This is a genomic window from Acinetobacter sp. S4400-12 (assembly GCF_024129495.1).
Taxonomy (GTDB): Bacteria; Pseudomonadota; Gammaproteobacteria; order Pseudomonadales; family Moraxellaceae; genus Acinetobacter; species Acinetobacter lwoffii_C.
On the sequence record NZ_JAMXYB010000018.1, the window covers coordinates 44228 to 51238 of the forward strand.

Sequence of the window (7011 nt, forward strand, 5' to 3'; positions counted from 1 at the left end):
AGTATTTTCGATCAATAGCGATTCAGCTTCCACGATTCAGCTTTTAGCTCAGTATGAATAGAGAAAGCTGAAATAAAATTGTCTATAATGCTTTCCTTTTCTTCTCCCTTGAGTGTGTCATGTCTTCCAAGCAATACGATGTTTTAGTCATAGGTGCCGGTGCCTCAGGTTTAATGACGGCGTATATGGCTGCACAACGTGGTCGCAAAGTGCTGGTCGTCGAAAAGGCCAACAAGGTCGGTAAGAAAATTTTAATGTCGGGTGGCGGAAAATGTAATTTCACCAACCTGTATGTCGAAACAAGTAATTATATTTCGCATAATCCGCATTTTGTGATTTCAGCTCTAAGCCGTTATAGCAACTGGGATTTTATTGGTTTGGTCTGTGAATATGGCATCGAATATGAAGAACGCAAACATGGACAGCTGTTTACCTTAAATGGAGCCAAAGAAATCCTGTCAATGCTGCTGGCAGAGTGTGATAAGACCGGTCTGGTTGAGATTAAGACCAGTTGTGAAGTAAAAGCAGTGAATACGGTCGCAGAGCAAGGTTTTCAGGTGGCTACCTCTCTGGGCTATTTTGAAGTAGAGTCTGTGGTAGTGGCGTCTGGCGGCCTGTCGATTCCGACCTTAGGAGGTTCAGGAATCGGCTACGAGATTGCCAAACAGTTTGGCCATCATGTCTATCCAACTCGTGCCGGTCTGGTGCCTTTTACCTTCTCGGATCATTTTAAAGAAGTTACCACCCGTCTGAGTGGCAACGCCATTGAAGCAACCTTATCCAATGATTTAAACAGCTTTACCGAAGCGCTGTTATTTACCCATCGCGGTTTAAGTGGTCCCAGCTCCCTGCAATTGTCCAACTACTGGGATGTGGGCCAAAGCTTTAAGGTCGACTTTTTACCGAGTATGGATTTGATTAATTTCTTCAAGCGTAAAAAACAGGGACAACCTAAAGTTTTACTCCGCACTTTATTAAGTGAACATCTGCCGAAAAGTGTCGTGATTGAACTACAAAATCTGGTCTGGGCTGAGGTCGCCGATATCCCTATTGGTAATCTCAGTGATGACAAGCTGGAGCAGATTACCAAGCGTATACAGGGCTTTGAATTAAAGCCGTCAGGAACCGAGGGTTACCGTACTGCAGAAGTCACTTTAGGCGGTGTGGATACCACCGAAATATCTTCCAAAACCATGGAAAGCAAGAAGCAAAAAGGTCTGTATTTTGTAGGTGAAGTTCTGGATGTCACCGGCCATTTGGGTGGCTTCAACTTCCAATGGGCCTGGGCTTCTGCGCATGCTGCCTCAGAATATATTTAATCTATTCAAATCCAGACATAAAAAAGAGCTGAATCATTCAGCTCTTTTTATCTTTCATCTGCAATTTATTCAAGATAGTCTGTTTGAAACAATAGAACGTCTAGAGAAGAAAGACGTTCAATCGTCAGATCCATTTTCTCTACAGCTTCTGCAATATGCTGTGGTTGCTGTACGGTGTCTGTGAATGTCGTCCATAAATTATTTAGCATTGAAATCACCCTCATTATTTTCATTCCTTTGAACTTAATTTAAATACTTTATATGACAGGAATATTAAACTTAAGTATCTATATTTTAAATAATATTTCATATATCACTCTTATGAAAAATACCAAATCCAGTATTAATTTCAATCATTATTTTGCATTTCCTCATCCTTACCTTCTGGTGAGTGGACTTGATTTTCATTTTGCCTACTTTTAGCACGTCGTGATTTTACAAAAATAAACCGGCGTGCCCCTGCTAAAAAGCCTACAGTAATTCCAGCAATAACCACGGGCGCTAAAAACTTATTCGGTGCTTTTGCCATAATTATTTCCCTTTTTTCACTAGCAAAATCGGCCACTTAAGCGTGGCCGATTCTGTTGGTCCTGAACAGGTTATTTCAGGTCATCTTTTTTCTGAGTGGAATGATCAATATCTATACCAGGTTCGTCCTCACCTGTTGAGCCAAATGGATTATTGGCTGGCGGATGAGCCGGATCAACTTTGACTGAATCCGGGACGGCCTGATCGGCATCCGGAGTGACCGAATCAATAGATGCATCATCATCTTGTAGTGGTGCAGTAGTGAGCGTTGCTGGTGTCGTATTCGACAGATCGTTAGGATCTGAATCTGAACCAGTAGCTCCTGGGGTGGTGAAGGCAGAACCTGTAGTACCTGCCCTATCGGCGACACTTGTACCTGTAGTAGCAGTCTTGGCGCCTAATCCAGAAAACATGCTATTTTCAGCTTTATCCTTGACTGGATTCGGTTCTTTGGCTTCACGTTTTGCCTTGTCAATCAGATCAGTCAAGACACGCTCTGCAGGCTGGCGACCGCCCAGACCAAAAGCCAAGGCAAAGGCCACAGCTACCGCACCCAGCGTCAGACCAAATGCCAAGTTCACAATCGAATCTGCAATGCCCATTGCACGCAGACCCATGGCAATAACCAGTCCCATGATCAGGACACGTACCAGATTAGCTAACCAGCGTGAACTGTTATATTCACCACGTTGTACAATATTTGCCACGATATTGGCCAGCCAGAAACCGATGACCAGAATCACCGCACCCAGCAGAATATTCGCACCAAAATAGATAAACATGGCAATCAGACCACTGATCTGTTCAAAGCCAAGACGGTTGGCGGCTTCAGAAACCGCAAACAGCATGGTAAACAGAATGATCAGGTAACCCACCACATTGGAAAGTTTGGTGCTACCAAAGAAACGTTGTACATCAAGCTTGGCTGGAATTTCATCGACACCTGTGCCTGCAACAACTTCTGTGACCAGACGTGCTACCAGTTTAGAAACCACATAAGCCAAGATCAGAATCAGGGCTGCCGCAATAATATTTGGAATGGCATGCATGATTTCATACAGCATGGCAGTTGCCGGCTCAGAAATCGCTTCAATTCCAAGCGCTTCAAAGGCAATGATCAGCGATGTGATAATCACCACTGCAAAGACAAATGAACCCAGCACCTGAGCGACATTCGAGTTCTTGAAGATCCCGACTTTTTCAGCCTGATGCTGTACATTCAGACTGTTCAGCAAACCCTCCACAATACCGCGGACAATTTTTGCGAGAATATAACCGACAAATACAATGACTGCAGCAATGAAAATATTCGGAAGATAACTGACAACGTCTGTCACCATGTTCTGAACTGGCAATAACAGGCCATCTAGCCCGAGGATCGACAATACAATTGGCAAGAATAGTAATAAAATTAACCAGTAAACAATTTCACTGATATTCTGGCTAATTGGACTGACGCCAACTTCTGCACTGAGCTTTTCATCCAGTTGGGTACGGTTCAGCACTTTCTGCAAACCCATTTTCACCAGATTTGCCACTATCCAACCAATGAAGCCGACTGCAATAGCGGCCAGCAATTGTGGAATAAATAGCAAGAACTGCTGAATCATGCTACTGAAGGGGTCACTGATCCCTGTCAGGTTCAGCACATTAAATGCACCTATCACAGCAATGATCAGAATCAGCCAAAAGACGACCCGGGCAATAATGCTTTCCATATTGGAGCGATGTCCGGTTGCGGTACTCAGATGCCTATTTGTCCCGAGCTTCTGCAAAAGCTTCTTAATTCCAGCAGAAACCAGTAGTGCAATGATCCAGCCAACAATTAATATGGCAACTGCACTGATTATGGGATGAAACTGATCCCAATAGTACATGGCATCATAGCCCCCGCGTGGACCTCTCATATAATCATTCATGTGTTTTATGCCCTCTTTGTTATCACGCTATTTATCTGAATTTGAAAGCCTTAGAGTTTTAAATACTTGGCTTCTTCCTTATACAGCCTGGACTTTATCTATTCAGACGCTCTGGATATGCAGAGCTTAGAAAACACCACAATCCATTAAAAAAGCCCCAGTGATTAACCAGAGCTTTTTTGATCTGTACCTTATTGATTAGCCTGTGCAGTATCAGTTGCCGTTGCCGTCGCTTCTGTATCAGTCGCTGTCGCCTCGGTACTTTCACCGCCTGTGTTCGGGCCAGTACTCGTAGGAGCTGTCGTCGCTGGTACAGGCGTATTAGGCCGTTCCGCAGGGGAATCTGGCTCCATATCCGCAAACATATAGAATAATACGGCGAGCAAAAAGATACCGACTAAAATCAAAATATAGACGGGGATACGTTTTTTCTGTGTAACTTCGTCTTGATGATTTGAAGGTGGTTTGTTATTAAAATCATTGCCCATGACCATCCTCACTATTTCTTATTCATAAGTAGATTTTTATCATAACAAGCAGTTAGCGACACTTCTGTGACAAAACATGGTGAGATAGTGACGGGATGTAAGTTCTATGTATCAAACGAATGAGTCTGATTTTTGAGCACAGGAATCCGGTTTTAAAGGGGGTTAAACGTTTTTGAAAAATTTGAATGATTTTTTTTGTGCGATCACCTAGATAGGCTGGGCAAGCGCTCTTGCAACCCTCCCTTATGCTACTTCTACTGATAGCTGTAAGCCCAGATTCTTCATAGATAAGGGAGACTAAAAATCCTTCCCTTCTCCCCTTTGCTCCCGTCCAGGTCATGCTCAGATCGCTAGTAATGAATAGACCTGCGACTTTGCTTAAAATAAGCTATAATCATTGACCTTATTTTTCATGCATTCGAGCTTTATGGCGTATCGTCAACAGAGTGTATCGCTTGATCTTGACACTGATATTACACATCAGTGTGCTTTGCACTATACTCGTGATCAGCATCTGATTGGAATTATTGAGTTTAGCAAGCCGGGCTATTTGCTACGCTGGCAGGACCTGGAATATTTCCGTCGCCGTACCGAGGAAATGTCGGTCATGCCCTTTCCTGATTGCATCAATGCCATGGTGATTGATGTGCGAAATGTGGTGGCGTGGCTGGACAATGAAGTTCCCATTATTCCGTGGCGTTTACTGGAAGAAGACTGCCCGGTGCGTTTGGTCGTACCTGCTGAGCGGATTGAACATTATGCAGGCTTCTTTGAACCGACCTGGCTAACGACCGATGTCGATAGCGCGATTCAGGAAATCCGCGATTTTATGGATATGTTTGTCCACTAAGTGTTGAAGAGTAGAAAACCTCCCAATTGGAGGTTTTTTTATGCCAGAAAGCCTGTTTCTTTTTCCAAAGGAGGAAGCAAAGTACTCACCAGTAATTCTCTACTGCAATATTTCCTTCACCACGACGGTTCATGCTCAGACCTCGAGCTTTAAGCGCCTCTTTAGTGTCTTCTACCATTTGCGGGTTTCCACAGAGCATAATATGGCTACTGGCCGGATTAAATTCGAGTCCCGCCGCTTTCTCAAGCTGACCATTTTCAATCAGTACGGGTAAACGATCATGCAAAGCGGCATTTGGATCGCGGGTAATAATCGGAATAAATTTAAAGCCGCGATGACCTTCACCAAAAGTTTCAGCAATTTCCTGGATACGCGTCACATAAGCCAATTCAGCTTCGGTACGCACGCTATATACCAGATAAATATTTTCGTATTTAATCCAGGTTTCAAAGTCCTGTAACATTGAAAGAAATGGCGCAAGTCCAGTTCCTGTCCCCAACAGCCATAAGTCTTTAGGCAGTGGCAACTGATAACGTGCAAGCGTCAAAAAACCATAGGGGATTTTTTCCAGATACAGCTCATCTCCCACTTTTAAATGCTGCAAATGCGAGGTAAATGCCCCCTCCGGCACCACAATCGAGAAAAATTCCAGCGTCTCATCAAAAGGTGATGACACGACTGAATAGGCTCGAACAACCAGATGATCTCCGACCTTTAAGCCAATACGCGCAAACTGCCCGGCAGTAAATTTAAAATGCGCAGGGCGTGTCATAGTGAAACTAAACAGCGTATTGGTCCAACGGTGTACAGATAAAACCTTTTCCAGGCTAAATTTTTCAATAGACATGATTCAAACGTGGCATCAAAGACTATGCTCATGGTAGCATGACCCTATAATTTATTAATATTTTTTAAATGTTAAGGCTCTATTCATGCGCATGACTTTACGCCAGCTGGCTGTTTTTGTAGCAGTTGCTCAAGAAGGCACCGTCACCAAAGCCAGTGATGCAGTCAAACTCACCCAAAGTGCGGCGAGTATGGCTTTAGCAGATTTAGAAGATGGCCTTGGGGCACCTTTGTTTGATCGGCTTGGAAAACGTTTACAACTGAATGATTTGGGCCGTTTTTTACTCCCGCAAGCCCTAGAAATTCTGGGCCGTTGTGAGACATTTGAACAAGCAGCTCAAGGCGAGTTACAGAGTATCGATCTACGTCTCGGTGCGACACTCACCATTTCAGATTATTTAATGCCTGATCTGATGGCGGGTTTCTTAAAAATTCAGCCCCAGGCGCACTTACAGCTGCAAGTGGGAAATACCAGACAGATGATCGAAGCCGTCAATCAGTTCCAGCTGGATCTGGCCTTAATTGAAGGCTCTTGTCATCTGCCGCAGCTGCAATGCATCCCTTGGCGTAATGATGAACTGGCCGTCTGCTGTGCACCCGATCACCCTTTGGCACAGCTTGACCGTGCCTTAACGGCAAAAGATTTCAAGTCTGTAGAGTGGATCTTGCGTGAAGAGGGTTCAGGGACGCGTGAGGTCTTTGACAATGCGATTTTAAAAGATGTTCCCGATGCCAAAATCCGTTTGACGCTGGGTCATAATGAAGCAATTTTAAAAATTGTCGCAGGTGGGATTGGCATGTCCTGTATTTCCAAACTGGCGGTTGAGCCTTTGCTCGAAAAAGGTCATCTGGTAATTCTGGACACCCCATTCTGGTCACTGACCCGTCCCCTGTTTATGCTGGTGCACCGTCAGAAATATCAAGGCCCGGGTCTTAAGGCCTTTATGAAATTCTGTGAAGCTTAGAATTCTGTCTTGTCCTGAAATAGATTGACAGTATTCCACTTCAAACCGAGTTATGCAATTAGCTCGGTTTTAGTTTGCTCATACGTCTGATTCGGG

8 protein-coding genes are annotated in these 7011 nt (G+C 44.1%); 3 read left to right on the plus strand and 5 right to left on the minus strand.

Translation table 11 applies throughout. The features are described 5' to 3' along the window. The first annotated feature begins 119 nt into the window (after positions 1-119). A complete protein-coding gene (locus NI461_RS08860; protein WP_253157093.1) occupies positions 120-1319 on the plus strand; it encodes an NAD(P)/FAD-dependent oxidoreductase in 1200 nt (399 codons plus the stop codon). 65 nt (positions 1320-1384) lie between these two features. On the opposite strand, the gene NI461_RS08865 is transcribed toward NI461_RS08860, so the two are convergent. The 4 genes from NI461_RS08865 to NI461_RS08880 form a co-directional block, all read right to left on the minus strand. Then, positions 1385-1528: a hypothetical protein gene (locus tag NI461_RS08865; protein WP_153228188.1), complete on the minus strand. Its 144-nt coding sequence runs from the start codon at positions 1526-1528 to the stop codon at positions 1385-1387. A gap of 140 nt (positions 1529-1668) precedes the next feature. After that, positions 1669-1848, minus strand: a complete 180-nt coding sequence (locus NI461_RS08870) for a hypothetical protein (RefSeq protein WP_151207510.1) — start codon at positions 1846-1848, stop codon at positions 1669-1671. 70 nt (positions 1849-1918) lie between these two features. Beyond that, complete coding sequence (locus NI461_RS08875; protein WP_151203452.1) at positions 1919-3766, minus strand: mechanosensitive ion channel; 1848 nt, start codon at positions 3764-3766, stop codon at positions 1919-1921. A 191-nt stretch (positions 3767-3957) separates the two neighbouring features. Then, positions 3958-4254 carry a hypothetical protein gene (locus tag NI461_RS08880; protein ID WP_151207556.1) on the minus strand — a complete coding sequence of 99 codons (297 nt, stop codon included), beginning with the start codon at positions 4252-4254 and terminating at the stop codon, positions 3958-3960. A 427-nt stretch (positions 4255-4681) separates the two neighbouring features. Here NI461_RS08880 and NI461_RS08885 point away from each other — a divergent pair, with 427 nt between their 5' ends. Continuing rightward, positions 4682-5104 (plus strand): hypothetical protein, encoded by a 423-nt coding sequence (locus NI461_RS08885; protein WP_151203461.1) that lies wholly within the window; start codon positions 4682-4684, stop codon positions 5102-5104. Positions 5105-5189: 85 nt separating this feature from the next. On the opposite strand, the gene NI461_RS08890 is transcribed toward NI461_RS08885, so the two are convergent. Continuing rightward, positions 5190-5951: a ferredoxin--NADP reductase gene (locus tag NI461_RS08890; RefSeq protein WP_253157096.1), complete on the minus strand. Its 762-nt coding sequence runs from the start codon at positions 5949-5951 to the stop codon at positions 5190-5192. Between the two features lie 85 nt (positions 5952-6036). Between NI461_RS08890 and gigC the strand changes: the two genes are divergently transcribed. Beyond that, positions 6037-6915 carry a LysR family transcriptional regulator GigC gene (gigC, locus tag NI461_RS08895; RefSeq protein ID WP_151207514.1) on the plus strand — a complete coding sequence of 293 codons (879 nt, stop codon included), beginning with the start codon at positions 6037-6039 and terminating at the stop codon, positions 6913-6915. Positions 6916-7011 lie beyond the last annotated feature (96 nt).